This window comes from Streptomyces nidicola (assembly GCF_050106155.1).
In the GTDB taxonomy this organism is placed as follows: Bacteria; Actinomycetota; Actinomycetes; order Streptomycetales; family Streptomycetaceae; genus Streptomyces.
On the sequence record NZ_JBNBPI010000001.1, the window covers coordinates 1,990,396 to 2,008,247 of the forward strand.

General features: G+C 70.9%; 17 protein-coding genes. 11 read left to right on the forward strand and 6 right to left on the reverse strand.

What is annotated here, in order from left to right; translation table 11 throughout:
* Nucleotides 1–14 precede the first annotated feature (14 nt).
* Nucleotides 15–257 carry a WhiB family transcriptional regulator gene (locus ACOKM3_RS09300; protein WP_426898783.1) on the reverse strand — a complete coding sequence of 81 codons (243 nt, stop codon included), beginning with the start codon at nucleotides 255–257 and terminating at the stop codon, nucleotides 15–17.
* 94 nt (nucleotides 258–351) lie between these two features.
* On the reverse strand, nucleotides 352–1,143 hold the full coding sequence (locus ACOKM3_RS09305; protein ID WP_426898785.1) for a VOC family protein: 792 nt from the start codon (nucleotides 1,141–1,143) through the stop codon (nucleotides 352–354).
* A 247-nt stretch (nucleotides 1,144–1,390) separates the two neighbouring features.
* Here ACOKM3_RS09305 and ACOKM3_RS09310 point away from each other — a divergent pair, with 247 nt between their 5' ends.
* Nucleotides 1,391–2,611, forward strand: a complete 1,221-nt coding sequence (locus ACOKM3_RS09310; protein ID WP_426898787.1) for a glycoside hydrolase family 64 protein — start codon at nucleotides 1,391–1,393, stop codon at nucleotides 2,609–2,611.
* Nucleotides 2,612–2,645: 34 nt separating this feature from the next.
* Here ACOKM3_RS09310 and ACOKM3_RS09315 read toward each other — a convergent pair whose 3' ends face one another.
* On the reverse strand, nucleotides 2,646–4,259 hold the full coding sequence (locus ACOKM3_RS09315) for a GMC family oxidoreductase (RefSeq protein ID WP_426898789.1): 1,614 nt from the start codon (nucleotides 4,257–4,259) through the stop codon (nucleotides 2,646–2,648).
* A 76-nt stretch (nucleotides 4,260–4,335) separates the two neighbouring features.
* Nucleotides 4,336–5,808: a purine-cytosine permease family protein gene (locus ACOKM3_RS09320; protein WP_426898791.1), complete on the reverse strand. Its 1,473-nt coding sequence runs from the start codon at nucleotides 5,806–5,808 to the stop codon at nucleotides 4,336–4,338.
* 227 nt (nucleotides 5,809–6,035) lie between these two features.
* Here ACOKM3_RS09320 and ACOKM3_RS09325 point away from each other — a divergent pair, with 227 nt between their 5' ends.
* Complete coding sequence (locus ACOKM3_RS09325) at nucleotides 6,036–6,506, forward strand: TetR family transcriptional regulator C-terminal domain-containing protein (protein ID WP_426898793.1); 471 nt, start codon at nucleotides 6,036–6,038, stop codon at nucleotides 6,504–6,506.
* A gap of 226 nt (nucleotides 6,507–6,732) precedes the next feature.
* Nucleotides 6,733–8,358: an amidohydrolase gene (locus tag ACOKM3_RS09330; protein WP_426898794.1), complete on the forward strand. Its 1,626-nt coding sequence runs from the start codon at nucleotides 6,733–6,735 to the stop codon at nucleotides 8,356–8,358.
* A 6-nt stretch (nucleotides 8,359–8,364) separates the two neighbouring features.
* On the opposite strand, the gene ligD is transcribed toward ACOKM3_RS09330, so the two are convergent.
* The gene (gene ligD, locus ACOKM3_RS09335) at nucleotides 8,365–9,408 is read right to left on the reverse strand and encodes a non-homologous end-joining DNA ligase (protein ID WP_426898796.1); all 1,044 of its coding nucleotides are present in this window, start codon (nucleotides 9,406–9,408) and stop codon (nucleotides 8,365–8,367) included.
* 73 nt (nucleotides 9,409–9,481) lie between these two features.
* Here ligD and ACOKM3_RS09340 point away from each other — a divergent pair, with 73 nt between their 5' ends.
* Both ACOKM3_RS09340 and ACOKM3_RS09345 read left to right on the forward strand, forming a co-directional pair.
* Nucleotides 9,482–10,543: an ATP-dependent DNA ligase gene (locus ACOKM3_RS09340; protein ID WP_426898797.1), complete on the forward strand. Its 1,062-nt coding sequence runs from the start codon at nucleotides 9,482–9,484 to the stop codon at nucleotides 10,541–10,543.
* A gap of 64 nt (nucleotides 10,544–10,607) precedes the next feature.
* Nucleotides 10,608–11,525, forward strand: a complete 918-nt coding sequence (locus ACOKM3_RS09345) for a DUF3048 domain-containing protein (protein ID WP_426906746.1) — start codon at nucleotides 10,608–10,610, stop codon at nucleotides 11,523–11,525.
* 109 nt (nucleotides 11,526–11,634) lie between these two features.
* Here ACOKM3_RS09345 and ACOKM3_RS09350 read toward each other — a convergent pair whose 3' ends face one another.
* Nucleotides 11,635–12,102, reverse strand: coding sequence for a MarR family winged helix-turn-helix transcriptional regulator (locus ACOKM3_RS09350; RefSeq protein ID WP_426898799.1), 468 nt, complete (start codon nucleotides 12,100–12,102; stop codon nucleotides 11,635–11,637).
* A gap of 224 nt (nucleotides 12,103–12,326) precedes the next feature.
* Here ACOKM3_RS09350 and ACOKM3_RS09355 point away from each other — a divergent pair, with 224 nt between their 5' ends.
* Genes ACOKM3_RS09355 through pcaB form a run of 6 tightly spaced genes read left to right on the forward strand, consistent with a single transcriptional unit; the run spans nucleotide 12,327 to nucleotide 17,668 of the window.
* Complete coding sequence (locus tag ACOKM3_RS09355; RefSeq protein ID WP_426898801.1) at nucleotides 12,327–13,082, forward strand: CoA transferase subunit A; 756 nt, start codon at nucleotides 12,327–12,329, stop codon at nucleotides 13,080–13,082.
* 2 nt (nucleotides 13,083–13,084) lie between these two features.
* A complete protein-coding gene (locus ACOKM3_RS09360; protein ID WP_426898803.1) occupies nucleotides 13,085–13,732 on the forward strand; it encodes a CoA transferase subunit B in 648 nt (215 codons plus the stop codon).
* The gene (locus ACOKM3_RS09365; protein WP_426898805.1) at nucleotides 13,729–14,943 is read left to right on the forward strand and encodes a thiolase family protein; all 1,215 of its coding nucleotides are present in this window, start codon (nucleotides 13,729–13,731) and stop codon (nucleotides 14,941–14,943) included. The genes ACOKM3_RS09360 and ACOKM3_RS09365 overlap by 4 nt, the downstream gene beginning before the upstream one ends.
* A gap of 20 nt (nucleotides 14,944–14,963) precedes the next feature.
* A complete protein-coding gene (pcaH, locus tag ACOKM3_RS09370) occupies nucleotides 14,964–15,737 on the forward strand; it encodes a protocatechuate 3,4-dioxygenase subunit beta (protein ID WP_426898807.1) in 774 nt (257 codons plus the stop codon).
* Nucleotides 15,738–15,743: 6 nt separating this feature from the next.
* On the forward strand, nucleotides 15,744–16,346 hold the full coding sequence (pcaG, locus tag ACOKM3_RS09375) for a protocatechuate 3,4-dioxygenase subunit alpha (RefSeq protein WP_426898809.1): 603 nt from the start codon (nucleotides 15,744–15,746) through the stop codon (nucleotides 16,344–16,346).
* Nucleotides 16,343–17,668: a 3-carboxy-cis,cis-muconate cycloisomerase gene (gene pcaB / locus ACOKM3_RS09380; RefSeq protein WP_426898811.1), complete on the forward strand. Its 1,326-nt coding sequence runs from the start codon at nucleotides 16,343–16,345 to the stop codon at nucleotides 17,666–17,668. The genes pcaG and pcaB overlap by 4 nt, the downstream gene beginning before the upstream one ends.
* The last annotated feature ends 184 nt before the right edge of the window (nucleotides 17,669–17,852 follow it).

The window sequence follows — 17,852 nt, forward strand, 5'->3', positions numbered from 1 at the left end:
CGCCGCCGGAAGCGTCAGCCGCGCCTGAGCCGGTGTCGCTCCTTCTCCGAGAGGCCGCCCCACACCCCGAACCGCTCGTCGTGGGTGAGGGCGTACTCGAGGCAGCTCTGCCGGATCGGGCACAGGCCGCAGATCGTCTTGGCCTCGCGGACGGAGCTGCCCGGCTCGGGGAAGAAGAATTCGGCACCGGTCTGGGCGCACAGCGCCTGGTCCTGCCAGGTGGGGCCGGCAGGCGTAAGGGTCGTGTTCGCGTACATGGCGGCCAGTCTGCCGCCCGCCGAAAAACGTTTGATCAACGGTCGTTCAACGGGCGGCAATCGGGCACCGCGGGTGCTTCCGGTGCCCGCACGGTCACTTCTGCTCGGGGTCCCCCTTGATCACCGCGAAGCCCGCACCGTAGGGATCCGCCAGCTTCGCGATCCGTCCGACGCCGGGGATGCTGACCGGCTCGGAGCGCACCGTGCCACCCAGCTCCTGCGCCCGGTCCGCCGTCGCGTCCACGTCCGGGACGTGGATGTACGTAGTCCAGTGCGGGCCCGCCGCGGTCTCCGAGGGGTCGCTGTCCAGCTTGGCGAGGCCGCCGAACATCGCGTTCTCGTCCGTGCCCTGCGGGTTGATCGTCGTGTAGCTGCCGCCGGGGAACTCGACGTCGAACGCGCCCCAGTTGAACACCGAGCCGTAGAACCGCTTCGCGGCGGCCACATCGGGGGCGTACAGCTCCACCCAGTTCAGCCCGCCGTCGTCCCTGGTGTACTCGAGACCCTTGTTCTTCCCCGGCTGCCAGATGCCGAAGGGGGCGCCCGCAGGATCGTTGAACACGGCCATGCGGCCCAGGTCGAAGACGTCCATCGGCTGCAGCAGCGCGCTGCCGCCGGCCTGCCCGACCGCCTTCGCCGTGGCATCCGCGTCCGCGCTCTGGAAGTACACGGTCCAGCCGGGCTCGCCCTGCTCGGCGGTGACGGTCATGGCGCCGCTCACCGTCCGGCCTTCGAGCTGGAACATTCCGTACCCACCGGCCTCGGGGCCCGCCGACAGGAACGTCCACCCGAAGAGGCCGCCGTAGAAGGAGATCGCACCGTCCATGTCGGGGGTGCTGAGGTCCAGCCAGTTCGGTGCGCCGTCCACGAATTCCGTAGTGATCATGGGTCTTGCCCTCCTCGTCGAGGGTTTCTTTTTTCGGACTGCCGAGTCTTGCACCGGGCACTGACAACCGCCCTCGCACCACGCTGACCTGGGCTGGTTCAGACCAGAGGAACCGAACGCTCCGCCTTCAACGATTGAACGCAAACAAAACGTGGGAGCGCTCCCTGCGCGAACTCTTGACGCCTCCGTCCCCTCTCGCCACAGTAGGGCTCCCCCACACACCCCCCACATTCGAGGAGTGTCCATCGTGATCTCGCGCAGAATTTTTCTCGCCTCCGCAGGAGCGGGTCTCGCCACGACGGCCGCAGCACTCACCCTCCCCTCCTGGACCGCGGGCGCCGCACCCGCCACCTGTGAACTGGCCCTGGAGAACAAGTCGTTGAGCGGCACGGTCCGCGCGTACGTCACCGGCCACGAGAACGGAACCGGCAACTGGGTGCTGCTGCGCTCCGACGGCAGCGTCTACCACCCGGAGGAACCGAGCGCCCCGCAGACCCCGCTGCCCGTCGACTGCGCCATCCCGCTCGGCGCCGCCGGATCCGCCCCGAAGGTCGTGACGCTGCCTCAGATGTACGGCGCCCGCGTCTACTTCGTGCGCGACGACGAGCTCGAGTTCTTCGTCAACCCCGGCCCCTCGCTCGTCGAGCCCGCCTTCGCCACGAAGGAGGACCCGAACTACGGCAAGACCTGGGCGTTCGCCGAATTCACCTTCAACTCCGAGCAGTTGTACTCCAACATCAGCTACGTCGACCTGATCACGGCGCTGCCCATCGGGATCAAGCTGGAGGGCGACGCCACGCACACCGTCGCCCCGTTCCCCGACGGCGCCATCGACAAGATCGCCTCGGATCTCGCGGCGCAGGCCGCCAAGGACGGGCAGCCCTGGGACAAGCTCGCCATCAAGGGCGAGGACGGCAAGGTGCTGCGCGTGATATCGCCGCAGAACCTCATGGCGCCGTACTTCGACAAGCCGGACAAGATGCCGTTCCGCGACGTGTGGGGCGCCTACGTCGACAAGGTGTGGGAGAAGTACGCCTCGACCGACCTGAAGATCGATCTCCAGGGCGGGCGCGGCGTCTTCACGGGCCGGGTCAGCGGCGACACCCTCACCTTCAACGGCGGCCACACCTTCGCCAAGCCCGCCTCGAAGGACATCTTCACCTGCAACCACGGGCCGTTCGCCAACAACCCGGACGACTCCGACGACAAGAAGGGCATCCTGTCCCGCCTCGCCGCCGGGTTCAACCGCAGCGTCATGCTCACGCACCCCGAGCAGCCCAACGGCCTCACGTCCGCCGACTACTACCAGGACGCCACGACCAACCACTGGTCGCGCATCCTGCACGCCAACTCGCCCATCGGGTACGCCTTCCCGTACGACGACGTGCAGGCCGAGGGACAGCCGGACGTGTCCGGCGCGGCGCACGACGGCAATCCGCGCCGGTTCACGGTGAGCGTCGGCTCGTAACGCGCAGGGTCTCCCACTCCCCTGAAGAGCCGCGCTACTTGGTGGCGTCCTCGCGGATCAGGTCGGCGGCCCGTTCCGCGAGGGCGACCGTGGGCGCGTGCGTGTGGCCGCGGGTGATGCGCGGCATGACGGAGGCGTCCACGACGCGCAGGCCCTGGATGCCGCGCACGCGCAGGCGGGGGTCGGTGACCGAACCCTCGTCGGAGCCCATCCGGCAGGTGCCGACCGGGTGGTAGAGGGTCTCGGCGGTGGCGCGAACCGAGCGGGTGAGCGCCTCGTCGTCGACGACGCCGGGGTAGCCGGCCATCGGCTCGGTGTGGTGCCCGGCGAGGGCGCTGTCGGCGAGCAGCTCCTCGGCGCGGCGCACACCGGCGACGAGCGTGCGCACGTCCTCCTCGTGGGCCAGGTAGTCCGGGTCGATGCGGGGCTGCGCGTCGCGGCCCGTCGGGGTGATCCGGCCCTCGCTCTTCGGCTGGAGCAGGACCACGCCGAGGGTGAGGCCGTGCTCGGTCGGCTCCTCAAGGCCGTGGTTCACGAACGGCACCGGGGCGTAGATCAACTCGATGTCGGGCGCGGTGAGTTCGGGCTTGGTGGCGAGGAAGGCGACGGCCTCGCCGACGTTCGAGGTGAGCGGTCCGCGCCCGCCGAGCAGGAACCGGGCGATGTTGGCGGGCGAGTCGGCGCCGGTGAGCGAGATGGGCTTCGCGGCACGGACGTTCAGCGCGTACATCAGGTGGTCCTGGAGGTGGCGGCCGACGTCGGTTGATGCGACGAAGGTGTCGATGCCCGCCTCTGCGAGGGTCTCCGGGTCGCCGATGCCCGCCTGCTGGAGGAGCTGCGGCGAGTTGATGGCGCCTGCGGAGAGGATGACCTCGCGGGCGGCGCGCAGGGTGCCGACGGCGACCCCGGAGGCGACGACACCGGCGGCGCGGGTGCCGTCGAAGTCGATGCGGGTGACGCGGGCGCCGGTGTAGATGTCGAGGTTGGGGCGGCGTGCGGCGGGCTTGAGGTACCCGTCGGCGGCGCTCCAGCGGCGGCCCTTGTGCTGGTTGAGCGGGGTCAGGGCGAAGCCGGAGTGGTCGGCCTGGTTCAACTCGTCGAGTTCACGCAGGCCTTGGGCCCGGCAGGCGTCGAGGAACGCGGCCGTGGTCGGGTTCGGGTGGCGCGGCGGCGAGATGTGCAGCGGTCCCGCCGTGCCGTACACGGAGTCCGCTTCCGCAGCGCCCTGCCAGCGCTCGGCGCGCTGGAAGTAGCGCACGAACTCGTCGTACGACCAGGGGGATCCGGCGGCCTCGCCCCAGGCGTCGTAGTCGGCGCGGTGGCCGCGCACCCACATCATGGCGTTGATGGAGGAGGAGCCGCCGAGCGTGTGCCCGCGCGGCCAGTACAACTCCCGGTCGTCCAGGGCCGCTTGCTTGCTCGTCGAGTAGTCCCAGTCGTACGGCGTCTTGAACAGCTTCGGGAACGCGGCCGGGATCCTGATCTCCGTCTTGCGGTCACGCGGGCCCGATTCGACGAGGGCGACCTTGACGGAAGGGTCCTCCGAGAGCCGCCCGGCCAGCACGCAGCCGGCGGATCCGGCCCCGACGATGACGTAGTCGTACGTACGGTCCTTGCTCAACGCGGCTCCCTCGATGATCAGTGTCATGTACAGATGGCACCGATGCTCTACTTCCCGATAGACGCTGTCCAGAGCGGGTTGTGCGGGATGAGCGAGGATCGCGTCACGGGCCGGTCACGTTCCGCGGTGCCACCGAGCGCCGCATCGTCAGCGTGTAGCAGACGCACGCCACCACCATGCCGACCGGCAGCGCGAGGTCCACGCCGTCGAGGGCGGAGGCGATCGGCCCGGTGAAGTAGAGGGTGTTCACGCAGAGCGCGGACAGTGCGGCGCCCGCCAACAGGGAAAGCGCGCCTGCCCAGTTGACGCCTCCTCGGTACCAGAACGGGCTGCCGGGCGACTCGTCGGTGAGAGCGGGCCCGTCGTAGCGGTTGCGGCGCAGCACGATGTCGGTCGCGTAGACCGCCATGCTCGGGCCGAGCAGGACGACGGTCAGTTGCAGGACGTTGTTGACGGTGTCGAGGAAGTTCGAGACGAGGAGCCCGTACAGGGTCAGCGCGACGGCGGCGGTGCCGTCGAACAGGACGCTGACGGAGCGGCGGATGCGCAGCCCGACGGCCTGGAGGGCGAGGCCCGCGCTGTACGCGGTCAGGGCGTTGATGGCGATGGTGCCGAGGACGAGGGCGAGGAGGAAGGCGGGGGTGAACCACGCGGGCAGGATCTTCTCCAGGGCGGCCTGCGGATCGGTCATGTCGACGGTCGTGGCGGCGAGCACGCCGAGGGCCGAGACACCCACGCCCGGCAGGAAGCCGCCGAGCGCGGTCCAGCCGACGATCGCCCGCTTCGGCGTCGTCCGCGGCAGATAGCGGGAGAAGTCCGCGCTGGTGGTGTACGAGAGGGGGCCCGAGGCGATGAGGGTGACACCGGCGAGGACCGTGGCCCACAGGTCGATCCCGGTGAGGTGGTGTTCGGGTACGTAGCCGAAGTCGGCGTGCCGGACGACCACGACGGCCACGACGACGAAGGCCGCGGCGAGCACGAGGGTGATCGGCAGGTACAGCTTCATGATCAGGGCGTGGCCGTAGACGCTGATGGTCAGGGTGAGCGCCGCGATGACCACGATGACGGCGGCCTTCACGCCCGTGTTCACCGGGATCCCGACCCTCGCGACCAGCGAGAACGCGGCGACGGCCGCGGCCGACAGGTTCAGGGCGAAGTAGCAGACGGAGATCACCCAGCCGACGATCGCGTTGTTCACGCGGTTGCCGATGACGCCGAAGAGGGCGCGGGTGATGACCTCGCTGGGCGCGCCGGCCGCCGGGCCCGAGACGGAGAGCCAGCCGGTGAGTATCCAGAACAGGTTGCCGACGACCAGCACGGCGAGGGCCTGCCACAGGTTCAGGCCCATCAGGATCAGGGCGCCGCCGACCACCAGGGCCAGATAGTTGATGCCGCCCGCGGCCCAGACGTTGAACAACTCACGGGCCCGGCCGCGGCGTTCGGATTCAGGGATGTGGTCGATGCCGTGGGCCTCGATGCGGGTGGCTGCCGCCTGTTCTTCGGCGGGTGGCGTGTGTGCGGTGCCGTCTGCCGTGCCGTCCGCGTCGGAACACGGGTCGGGGAGCGTGGACGCCATAGGGCCCTCCGGGGTGCTGGTCTCGTCCCACCTGCTTGCTTATTGGTCGCACACTCAATAGCGTGACGGGCATGTCGTCAAGCGTTGAGCGCAAGCGAATCCGAAAATCTCCGGCGGCCAGACGTGCGGAAATCGTTGCGAAGGCCGCTTCGATTGCGCTTTCCGAAGGCCTGGAGTGCATTACGCTGCGGCGCATCGGAGAGGATCTGGAGGTGCGTCCGGGCCTCGTGAGCCACTACTTCCCCTCGGCGGAGGAGCTGGTGGCGGAGGCGTTCGGGAGCGCGGCCACGGGTGAGCTCGACGCGCTGCTCCCCGAGAGTGATGCGGGTACGTCTGCCGTGGGGCGGCTGGCCGGGTTCCTTGCCCGGACGTCCGGTCCCGCCTGGGACGACATCAGCCGGCTGTGGCTCAACGCGCGGCACCTGAGCCGGTACCGGGACTCGCTGCGGGTACGTGTCGCGCAGCAGGGAGACGCGTGGCGGGGACGGCTCACGGGGCTCATCGCGGACGGCGTGGCGCGCGGAGAGTTCCGGACCGGTGACCCGGAGGCTGTGGCGATGCAGATTCTGGTGGTACTGGACGGGCTCGGGGCGGATCCGGTCGGGGACGTGGAGGGGCTGCCGGCCGCGGTGGCGCGGATGGCGTTCCGGGTGGCCGAGCGTGAACTTGGGCTCCGCGAGGGGGAGTTGGATTTGTAGACCCGTGACGGCGTTACGGCCTCGGGGCTCTGCCCCGGACCCCGCGGGCCCTCGCCCGAAAGACGGGGCTTGATTTTCCGGACCTCGCGCCGACAGCGCTGCTTGATTGATCGCGCCTGGCGTCGACAAAGCGGCCTGATTGATCACACCTGGCGTCGACGGAGCGGCCCGATCGTTCGCGCCCCACGCTGGACCTGTCTGAGATATCGCTTAGGAGATTCGCACCATGCAGCACCCCGACCTGATCCTCCTCAACGCCCGGTTCCTGGACCCGGTCGATGGCGGAGCCAGTGCGCACACCGCGCTCGCCGCCACCGGCGGGGGCATCACCGCGCTGGGTGACGACCGGGAGGTTCGCGCGCTCGCCGGGGGCGGAACCACCGTCATCGACCTCAAGGGCGCCGTCGTGACGCCCGGACTCGTCGATGGGCACGTGCATCCGGCGCACGGGGCCGAGCTGACCGCCGGGGTCGATCTGTCGAGGTGTGTGAGCCTCGATGAGGTGCGTGCCGAGCTCGGGCGGGCGAGGGAGGCGCTCGCGGACGGTGCGTGGCTGCACGCGTGGGGGCTCGATCCGAACGTGTTCGGGGAGCGGGCCGTGGAGGCGGCGGCGCTCGCCCCCGTGCTCGATGGAATTCCGGCCCTGATCCTGCTCTTCGACGCGCACTCGATGCTGGCGAGCCCCCGCGCCCTCGAACTCGCGGGGGTCGACGGGCCGCGCACCTTCGACCAGGCGGCCGAAGTCGTCTGCGATGCCGCCGGCCGGCCCACCGGGCTGCTCCTGGAGGACGCCGCCTGCGAACTGGTCGAGCGGGCCGCGCCGCAGCCCACCCGCGCCGAGCGCCGCGAGCGGCTCGCGCGGACGCTGCGGGGGATGGCCGCGAGCGGTCTCACCGGCGGGCACGCCATGGACGCCAACGGCGACTCCCTTGAGCTGTACGAGGAGTTGGACGCGGGCGGGGAGCTGGCCGTGCGGTTGCGGGTCGCGCCCTGGTGTCAGCCGGGCGCCGATGCCGACGCCGTGCGCCGACTCATTGAACTCCAGGCGCGTGGCGGGGAGTTGTGGTCCGTCGACGGCGTGAAGCTGTTCATGGACGGCACCATCGACAACGGCACCGCGTGGCTGGAGCGCCCCGACTGCCACGGTGAGTCGACGCACGCGTTCTGGCCGGACCCGGCCGCGTACACCGAGGTCATCGCCGCGCTGCACCGTGCCGGTGTGCCCACCGCGACGCACGCCATCGGTGACGCGGCGGTGCGGCACGCGCTCGACTCCGTCGAGAAGGCGCGGGCCGGGGCCCCCGGCGACGTACGGCACCGCGTGGAGCACATCGAGACGGTGCCGGACGACACGGTGCGGCGGTTCGCGGAGCTGGGGGTCATCGCGTCGATGCAGCCCACGCACTGCTGCGACTTCACGCGGGCCGACCACACCGACAACTGGTCGCGGCGGCTCGGCGAGGAGCGGGCGGGGCGGGCCTGGCGCTGCCGGGACCTCACGGACGCGGGGGCGACGGTGGTGCTCGGTTCGGACTGGCCGATCGCGCCGTACCCGCCGCTCGAAGTGCTGGCCGGGGCGCGACACCGGCGGCCGAGCCGCGATCTCGCGCTGCCGCCGCACGGCCCCGAGCAGGCGCTGACCGGCATCGAGGCGCTGCGGGCGATGACCGTGAACGCCGCCTACGCCGCCGGCGAGGAGCGGACCGCGGGGCGGATCGCGGTCGGCTTCCGCGCCGACCTCACGGCGTTCGCGGTGGATCCGGTCGCCGCACCGGCGACCGAACTCCCCGACGTACCCGTGCGGTTGACGGTACTCGGCGGTCGCGTGACGCACCGGGCCGCCGCACTGTAGAGCCGTTCAACTGCCGTCGCCCTCCTCGTGCCTGGCGCGGCTCGGCTGCACCCGCTTGGGCTCGCCCGGCATCTTCGGGTACTCGGGCGGGTACGGCAGGTCGCCGAGGCCGTGATCCTTCTCGTCGCGCGCGGCCAGCTCCAGGAGGGCGTCGAGGGAGTACCTCTCCTTGTCCATGTCGGCGTGTACGTCGCCGAGTTCGGCGTACCGCTTCGGCATGGTGACGATGTCGAAGTCGCGGGGCAGCGCGTCGCCCAGCTCGTCCCAGGTGAGCGGGGCGGAGACAGGGGCGTGCGGGCGGGCGCGCACCGAGTAGGCGGAGGCGATGGTGCGGTCGCGGGCCGTCTGGTTGTAGTCGACGAAGATGCGCTCGCCCCGCTCCTCCTTCCACCACGCCGTGGTGACGAACTCCGGCATGCGGCGCTCCAGTTCGCGGCCGCAGGCGATCGCGGCGCGGCGCACCTCGGTGAACGTCCAGCGCGGTTCGATGGGCACGAAGACGTGCAGTCCGCGGCCGCCGGAGGTCTTGGGCCAGCCGCGCAGACCGCCGAACTCGTGGAGTACGTAGCGGAGTTCGTTCGCCGCGTGCACGGCGTCGGCGTAGTCCGTGCCGGGCTGCGGGTCGAGGTCGATGCGCAGCTCGTCCGGGTGGTCGGTGTCGTCCCGGCGCACCGGCCAGGGGTGGAAGGTGAGGGTGCCGTACTGGGCGGCCCAGATCACGGCGGCGATCTCCGTCGGGCACATCTCGTCGGCCGTCCGCCCCGAGGGGAAGGCGATCGTGGCGGTGGGGATCCAGTCGGGCAGGTTCTTCGGCGCTCGCTTCTGGTAGAAGGACTCGCCGGTCACGCCCTCGGGGTAGCGCTCCAGGGTGGTGGGCCGGTCGCGCAGGGCGCGCAGGATGCCGTCGCCGACCGCGAGGAAGTAGTTCGCGAGGTCGAGCTTCGTGTAGGTCACCTTCCCTCCGTCGGGGAAGAACACCTTGTCGGGGCTGGACAGACGCACCGTCCGACCGCCCGCTTCCAGTTCCACTGCCGCACCCTTGCCGCCCATGCGCTCACGCTAGGCCGAAAGGACGTAATGCGCATACCGGGCGATACGCCTCCGTAGAGGACAGAATCGGGGCATGGACCTCCCCGTGATGCCGCCGGTCAAGCCGATGCTCGCCAAGTCCGCCGCCAGGATCCCCGAGGGAATGCACTACGAGGCGAAGTGGGACGGCTTCCGGGCGATCGTGTTCCGCGACGGTCCGGAGATCGAGCTCACGAGCCGGACCACCAAGTCGTTGACCAGGTACTTTCCCGAGCTGGTCGAGGCGCTGGCCGAGCGGCTCCCGGAGCGCTGCGTACTGGACGGGGAGGTCGTGATCGCGCGGGACGGCCGGCTGGACTTCGACGCACTCACCGAGCGGATCCACCCGGCGGCCTCGCGGGTGAAGACCCTCGCCGAGCGCACGCCCGCCTCCTTCGTGGCCTTCGACGTCCTGGCGCTCGGCTCCGAGTCCACGGTCGAGCTGCCGCTGTCGGACCGCAGACCGCTCCTGGAACAGGCCCTCACGGACGCCTCCGCCCCGCTGCACCTGGCCCCCGCCACCACCAGCGCGGAGCTCGCGCAGACCTGGTTCGAGCAGTACGAGGGCGCGGGCCTGGACGGCGTCGTCGCCAAACCGCTCACGCTGCGCTACCGGCAGGACGAACGCGTCATGCTCAAGATCAAGCACGAGCGGACCGCGGACTGCGTGGTCGCCGGCTACCGCTTCCACAAGAGCGGGCCGGTCGTCGGCTCCCTGCTCCTCGGCCTGTACGACGACGAGGGCGCCCTCCAGCACGTCGGGGTCTGCGCGGCCTTCACGATGAAGCGCCGCACCGAACTGGTCGCCGAGCTGGAGCCGCTGCGCATGGAGGACGCCGCGGGCCACCCGTGGGCGGCGTGGACCGACGAGGCGGCGCACGAGGGCCGGCGGATGCCGGGCGCGACCAGCCGCTGGACCGGCAAGAAGGACCTCTCCTGGATCCCGCTGCGCCCGGACCTGGTGGCCGAGGTCGCCTACGAACACATGGAGAACGGCGCCCGCTTCCGCCACACGGCCCGCTTCCGCCGCTGGCGCCCGGACCGGACACCGGAGAGCTGCACGTACGCGCAGCTGGAGGAGCCGGTGAAGTTCGACCTGGCGGATGTACTGCGCTGAGCGTGTGACGGTTCCCCCGGAGTGAGCCGGGTGTGCCCGTGGGTATCCATGAGGCGTGGACGAGATGCGCAGGCGTGCGGTCGTGGTCGGGGCTCTCGGGGTGTTCGCCTCGGCGTGTACAGCGAGTCGGCTGCCCGGGGGCGGGAGTTCGGCGTCGGCGCGTGCGCCGCTGCTCGCCGTGAAGATCGACAACGTCGGGCCCGCGCGGCCGCAGACCGGGCTCGACGAGGCCGACCTCGTGTACGTCGAGCAGGTCGAGGCGGGTCTCAGCCGGCTGATGGCGGTGTTCGGCTCGCGGCTGCCCAAGGTGGTCGGGCCGGTGCGCAGCGCCCGCGAGACCGATCTTGAGCTGCTGCGACAGTTCGACCGGCCGACGCTCGCGTACTCGGGGGCGCAGAGCGCGCTGCGGCCCTCCATCGAGTCGGCGCCGCTGCGGGCGGCGCCGCCGGGCGCGGCCGGGAGCGCGTACTTCCGCGGCGACGACAAGCCCGCGCCGCACAACTTGTACCTGCGGCCCGCGAAGCTGGGTGATCCGGCGGCGGGGGTGCACGCGGGGGAGGCGGCCGGGTTCGAGTTCGCCGAGCGGGCGCCGAAGGGTGGGCGGGCCGAGACGGAGCACACGGTGCGTTTCCCTGCCGCGCGGTTCGCCTTCAACTGGTCGGCGGAGCAAGGTCGTTGGCTGGTTGGCATGGACGGGCGTCCCGCGACGACGGCGGCCGGGAAGCGGCTCGGCGCCCCGACGGTGGTCGTCCAGTACGTCGACGTAGCGCCTTCCCGCTTCCACGACCGGTCCGGCAACACGTCGCCACTGTCGCGCACGGTCGGCGACGGTGACGCGGTGGTGCTGCGGGACGGGCGGGCGTACGACGCGCGGTGGCGCCGGGGGTCTCCGACGGTCGGCACGGCGTTCTCGGCGGCGGATGGCGGCGCGGCGCTCCCGTTCGCGCCGGGGGCGGTGTGGGTGGTCTTGGCCAAGCGATGACGCCTACCCGGGGTTACGGCCTCGGGGCTCTGCCCCGAACCCCGCTGCTCAATCGCCGCAGGGGCTTAAATTACCGACCCCCGCCGAACCGAACGCAATCAAGCCCCGGTCAGGAGCTCGCCGCCACCTCCACCTCACCCGCCTGCCGAAGGCCCTCCGCCCCGTCGCACACCCGCTGGATCAGGTCGAAGAACACCCCGCGCTCATCGGCGTCGAGCGGCGCCAGGAAGATCTGGTTCATCCGGGCCGTGCGCACCGCCAGCTTCTTGTGCGTGCGCAACCCCCCGGGCGTCAGGCGGAGCAACCAGCGGCGACCGTCCTGCGGGTCACGGACCTTGTCGACCAGCTCGCGCCGCGTGAGCCGGGTGATCACCTCGGCGATGGTGGACCGGTCGAGACCCACCCGCTCCCCCACCGTGCGCTGGTCAAGACCCGGCTCGGCCACCAGCGCGTTGAGGACCGCGAACTGCGGCGACGTGATCTCCTCGGAGACCATCGTGTTCCACAGCAGATAGTGCGCCTGCTGGAGCCGCCGGGCGAGGTGCCCGGGATGGGTGGTCAGATCCACCGCGGCCATGGCGGTCCTCCGTCTGCAGTCATTGCGCCGCTGAACACGGCCGTGCACTGAGCAAGGATCCGGCAACCGGCGCCCGCTTGTCGAGTCCATCCATGCGTTTCCCTTGGAACTCTTGACGGTTCAGGAACCCAGTGGCAACGTGAGCGGCACCCAGAAAATGCTCAGTGTGCTGAGTACTTTCAGGAGCACTTCATGGCACTTCGCGGAGATGAGGGCTGGCAGGGATGGACAAGGTTGTCGCCACGGCCGCTCAGGCCGTCGCCGATGTGGGGGACGGTTCGTCCCTCGCGGTCGGCGGGTTCGGCTTGAGCGGCGTACCGAACGTGTTGATCAAGGCGCTGTACGAGCAGGGCACGGGGAACCTGTCGGTGGTGTCGAACAACTGCGGCGCCATGGACTCCGGCCTCGCCGTCCTGCTCAGCGCCGGGCGGATCGACCGCGTCACGGGCTCGTACATCGGCGGGAACAAGGAGTTCGCCCGGCAGTACCTGGCCGGCGAGATCGAGGTCGAGATGATCCCGCAGGGCACGCTCGCCGAGCGGCTCCGCTCGGGCGGCGCGGGCATCCCCGCCTTCTACACTCCTGCCGGCGTCGGCACCCAGGTCGCGGACGGCGGACTCCCCTGGCGCTACGACGGCAACGGCGGGGTCGCGAAGGCCTCGCCGCCCAAGGAGGTACGGGAGTTCGACGGCGTCGAGTACGTCCTTGAGCGCGGCATCCGCACCGACTTCGCGCTCGTCCGCGCCGCCAAGGGCGACCGGCACGGCAACCTGGTCTTCAACAAGTCCACGCAGAACTTCAACCCCCTCGCCGCGCAGGCCGGAAAGATCACGATCGCCGAGGTGGAGGAGCTGGTGGAGCCGGGCGAGATCGAGCCCGACGCCGTGCACCTGCCGGGCATCTTCGTGCAGCGGGTGATCGCCCTGACGCCCGAGCAGGCCGTCGACAAGGGCATCGAGAAGCGGACGGTGAGCAACTAGCCATGGCCTGGACACGAGAAGAGATGGCCGCGCGCGCCGCGCGTGAGCTGCGCGACGGTCAGTACGTGAACCTCGGCATCGGCCTGCCGACGCTGATCCCCAACTACCTCGGCGGCGACGTGGAGGTGATCCTGGAGTCCGAGAACGGGATCCTGGGCACCGGCCCGTACCCCACCGACGACGCGGTCGACCCGGACCTGATCAACGCGGGCAAGGAGACGGTCACCGTCCTGCCCGGCGCCTCGTTCTTCGACTCCGCGCTCTCCTTCGGGATGATCCGCGGCGGTCACATCGACGTCGCCGTGCTCGGCGCCATGCAGGTGTCGGCCACCGGCGACCTCGCCAACTGGGCCGTGCCCGGCAAGATGATCACCGGCATCGGCGGCGCCATGGACCTGGTGCACGGCGCCCGTACCGTCCTGGTCACCATGACGCACACCGCGAAGGACGGCTCCCCGAAGATCGTCGAGGAGTGCTCGCTGCCGCTGACCGGCAAGGGCTGCGTCGACCGGATCATCACGGACCTCGCCGTGCTCGACGTCACCGAAGACGGCCTGGAACTGGTCGAGTTGGCGCCCGGCGTCACCGCCGAGGAAGTCGTCGAGAAGACCGCCGCGAAGGTACGCGTCCCCGAGGAGGCAGCCAAGTGAGCAGCAACGTCAAGGACGTCTACATCGTCGACGCCGTGCGCAGCCCCATCGGCCGCTACAACGGCGCCCTCGCGGCCGTCCGCCCGGACGACCTGGCCGCGCACGCGATCCGTGAACTGGTCGCCCGTACACCGGAGTTGGACCCGTCCCGGATCGAGGACGTGTACTTCGGCAACGCCAACGGCGCGGGCGAGGAGAACCGCAACGTGGCCCGCATGGCGGGGCTGCTCGCCGGGCTGCCGACCTCCGTGCCGGGTGTCACCGTGAACCGGCTGTGCGCCTCCGGTCTCGAAGCCGTGATCCAGGCGGCCCGCGCCATCGCCGTCGGTGACGCGTCCATCGCCGTGGCCGGTGGCGTCGAGTCGATGACCCGCGCGCCCTATGTGCTGCCGAAGAACGACAAGCCGTTCCCGGCGACCAACACCACGATGTACTCCACCACTTTGGGCTGGCGCATGGTCAACCCGAAGATGGAGCCGCAGTGGACGGTGCCGCTGGGTGAGTCGGCCGAACTCATCGCCGACAAGCACCACATCACGCGCGAGCAGCAGGACGAGTTCGCGCTCGCCAGCCACCAGAAGGCCGCCGCCGCGCAGAAGAACGGCCTGTTCGACGCCGAGCTCGCGCCGGTCACCATCCCGCAGCGCAAGGGCGAGCCGGTCGTCGTCGAAGGCGACGAGTCCGTGCGCGCGAACAGCTCCCTGGAGGCGATGGCGAAGCTCAAGCCGTCCTTCCGCAAGGACGGCGGCACGGTCACGGCGGGCAACGCCTCGCCACTCAACGACGGCGCCGCCGCGCTGCTCCTCGTCGACGAGGAGGGCCTGAAGGCCACCGGGCGCGAGCCGCTCGCCCGGATCTCCGCCACCGGTGTCTCCGCGATCGACCCGCACTACTTCGGGCTCGCGCCCGTCGAGGCGACGAACCGGGCCCTCGCCAAGGCGGGCAAGGGATTTGGCGATCTGTCGACACTGGAGCTGAACGAGGCGTTCGCCGCGCAGGTGCTCGGCTGCGTCGCCGAATGGCCCGAGTTCGACCCCGCGATCCTCAACCCGCAGGGCGGCGCCATCGCGCTCGGCCACCCGCTCGGCGCGTCCGGCGCTCGGCTCGCCGGCACCGTCGCCCACCAGCTCGCCCGCAAGGGCTCCGGCGTCGGCGTCGCCACGCTCTGCATCGGCGTGGGCCAGGGCCTCGCCCTCGTCCTGGAACGCTAGGTAGGAAGGTCCCCTCCCCCATGTCTCTCACCCAGGCCGACATCGACCGCGAGATCGCCGCCAAGCGCGACGCCTACTACAAGGGCCTCGCCGACGGCGCACCCGTCGAGCACCACCCGCGGCGCGACTACGCTCCGTACCGCTCCTCCACCTTCCGGCACCCCAAGCAGCCGCCGATCAACATCGACGTCTCCAAGGACCCGGAGCTGATCGAGCTCACCGCTCCCGCCTTCGGCGAGCGCGACATCACGAAGATCGACAACGATCTGACGATCCAGCACGCCGGCAAGCCGATCGGCGAGCGCATCACCGTCGAGGGCCGCCTCGTCGACCGCGACGGGCGGCCGCTGCGCGGTCAGCTGATCGAGCTGTGGCAGGCCAACTCGGCGGGCCGCTACGCGCACAAGATCGAGGTGCACGACGCGCCGCTCGACCCGAACTTCACGGGCGTCGGCCGGGCGCTGACCGACGACGACGGCTGGTACAAGTTCACGACCATCCAGCCGGGCCCGTACCCGTGGGCGCAGCACACCAACGCCTGGCGCCCGGCGCACATCCACTTCTCCGTCTTCGGCTCCGCGTTCACGCAGCGCCTGGTGACGCAGATGTACTTCCCGAACGACCCGCTGTTCCCGTACGACCCGATCCTCCAGTCGGTGACCGACGACGCGGCGCGTCAGCGCCTCATCGCGACGTACGTGCACGAGAAGTCGGTTCCGGAGTTCTCGATGGGCTACCAGTGGGACATCGTCCTCGACGGCCCGCACGCCACCTGGATGGAAGAAGGGCGCTGACCAGCCATGACGACGATCGACATCAACAACCCCGAGACCGTGCGGCCCACCCCCTCGCACACGGTCGGGCCCTGGTACGGCTACGCGCTGCCCTTCGAGGGCGGCGGTGACATCGCCCCGGTCGGCCACCCGGAGACGGTCGCCGTGCACGGCTACGTCTACGACGGCAACGGCGACCCCGTCCCCGACGCCTTCGTCGAGATCTGGGGCGCGGACCCCGAGGGCAACGCCTCCACCATCGACGGCTCCATGCGCCGCCAGCCCTTCACCGGCGGCTACCTAGGCCGCAACGGCGTGGAGTTCACCGGCTGGGGCCGCATCGAGACGGACGCGAACGGGCACTGGGCCGTCCGCACCCTCCGCCCGGGGGCGCGTGGCGATTCGGCGCCGTACCTCGCCGTGGTGATCTTCTCCCGCGGTCTGCTCCACCACCTGTACACGCGGATCTACTTCGCCGATGACGAGTCGCTCGCCACGGACCCCGTGCTCCGGCAGGTCGACGCCGAGCGGCGCGACACGCTGATCGCGCAGCGGCAGGCGGATGGCACGTACCGTTTCGACATCCGCCTTCAGGGCGAGGGCGAGACGGTCTTCCTGGAGTTCACGTGACGTTGTTCGACCCCGGCAGCGAGGGTGCGCCCACCGAGCGCACCACGTCCGAAGAGGCCTTCCTTCAGGCCCTGTTGGACGCGGAGGCGGGCCTCACGCGGGCGCAGTCCTCGCTCGGTCTGGCGCCCGCCGCGGCGGGTGAGGCCGTCACCGCGGTGGCCGTCGCCGAGCGGTTCGACGTGCGGGACCTCGCGCGGCGCGCGCGTGGTGGCGGCAATCCGGTGATCCCGCTGGTCGCGGATCTCACGGCGGCGGTGTCGGAGGCTTCTCCGGAGTACGCGCCGTACGTGCACCGCGGCGCGACGAGTCAGGACATCCTCGACTCGGCGCTGATGCTGGTCGCGGCGCGCACGCTGGACGTGCTGCTCGACGAGCTGTCCGGCACGGAGGGCGCGTTGGCGGGTCTCGCGCGCGAGCACCGGGACACCGTGATGCCCGGTCGTACGCTCACGCAGCACGCCGTGCCGACGACGTTCGGCCTCAAGGCGGCCGGGTGGCGCGCGCTGGTGCTCGACGCGCGGGACCGGTTGCGGGGTGTGCGGGCGGCGCTGCCGGTTCAACTGGGCGGTGCGGCGGGGACGTTGGCGGCGTTCGGGGCGTACGGGGCCGAGGACCCGCTCGCTCTCGTGGCGGCGTATGCGCGTGAACTCGGGCTTTGTGAGCCGGAGTTGCCGTGGCATGTGCTGCGGACGCCGGTGGCGGATCTGGCGGGGGCGCTGGCCTTTGCGGCCGGTGCGCTCGGCAAGATCGCGGCGGATGTGCTGGTGCTGTCGCGTACGGAGGTCGGTGAGCTGGCCGAAGGGGCGGGGGGCGGGTCCTCCGCGATGCCGCACAAGGCGAACCCGGTGCGTTCCACGCTCATCGCCGCGGCGGCGCGCCGTACGCCTGCGCTGGCCGCGACACTGTACGGCTCGCTGCCGGCGGAGGACGAGCGTCCTGCGGGTGCGTGGCACGCCGAATGGACCACGTTGCGGGAGCTGTTGCGGGTGGTCGGCGGCGCGGCTCGGGATGCCTCGGAGTTGGTCGGCGGGTTGGTGGTGCGGGCGGATGTGATGCACGCGCACCTGTCGACTACCGGTGGGGCGATCGTGTCGGAGCGGCTGTCGGCGGAGTTGGCCGTGGTGCTCGGGCGCGGCCCGGCGAAGGAACTTCTGGCGTCCGCGTCGCGGCGGGCCAGGGAGTCGGGGCGGCCTCTCGCCGACGTCCTCGCGGACGAGCCCGTGCTCAAGGACTCCGACGTGAACGTGTCCGACCTGACCGATCCGTCGCGGTACGCCGGGGCGGCGGGGGCGCTGGTCGACCGGGCGCTCGCGCGCCGCTGACATGTCCCCCACCCCACCCCTTCCCGAAATCCCTGCGGGCGCTTGGCCGGGGGGGGCGTCGCCGGTTTCCGCTGGAACGTGGTTGGCGTGCGCAGTTCCCCGCGCCCCTTAAAAGGGGCGCGGGGAACTGCGCGCCCAGCCACGTACGACCGCGATCCGACGATGACCGAACACCGCCAGCTCA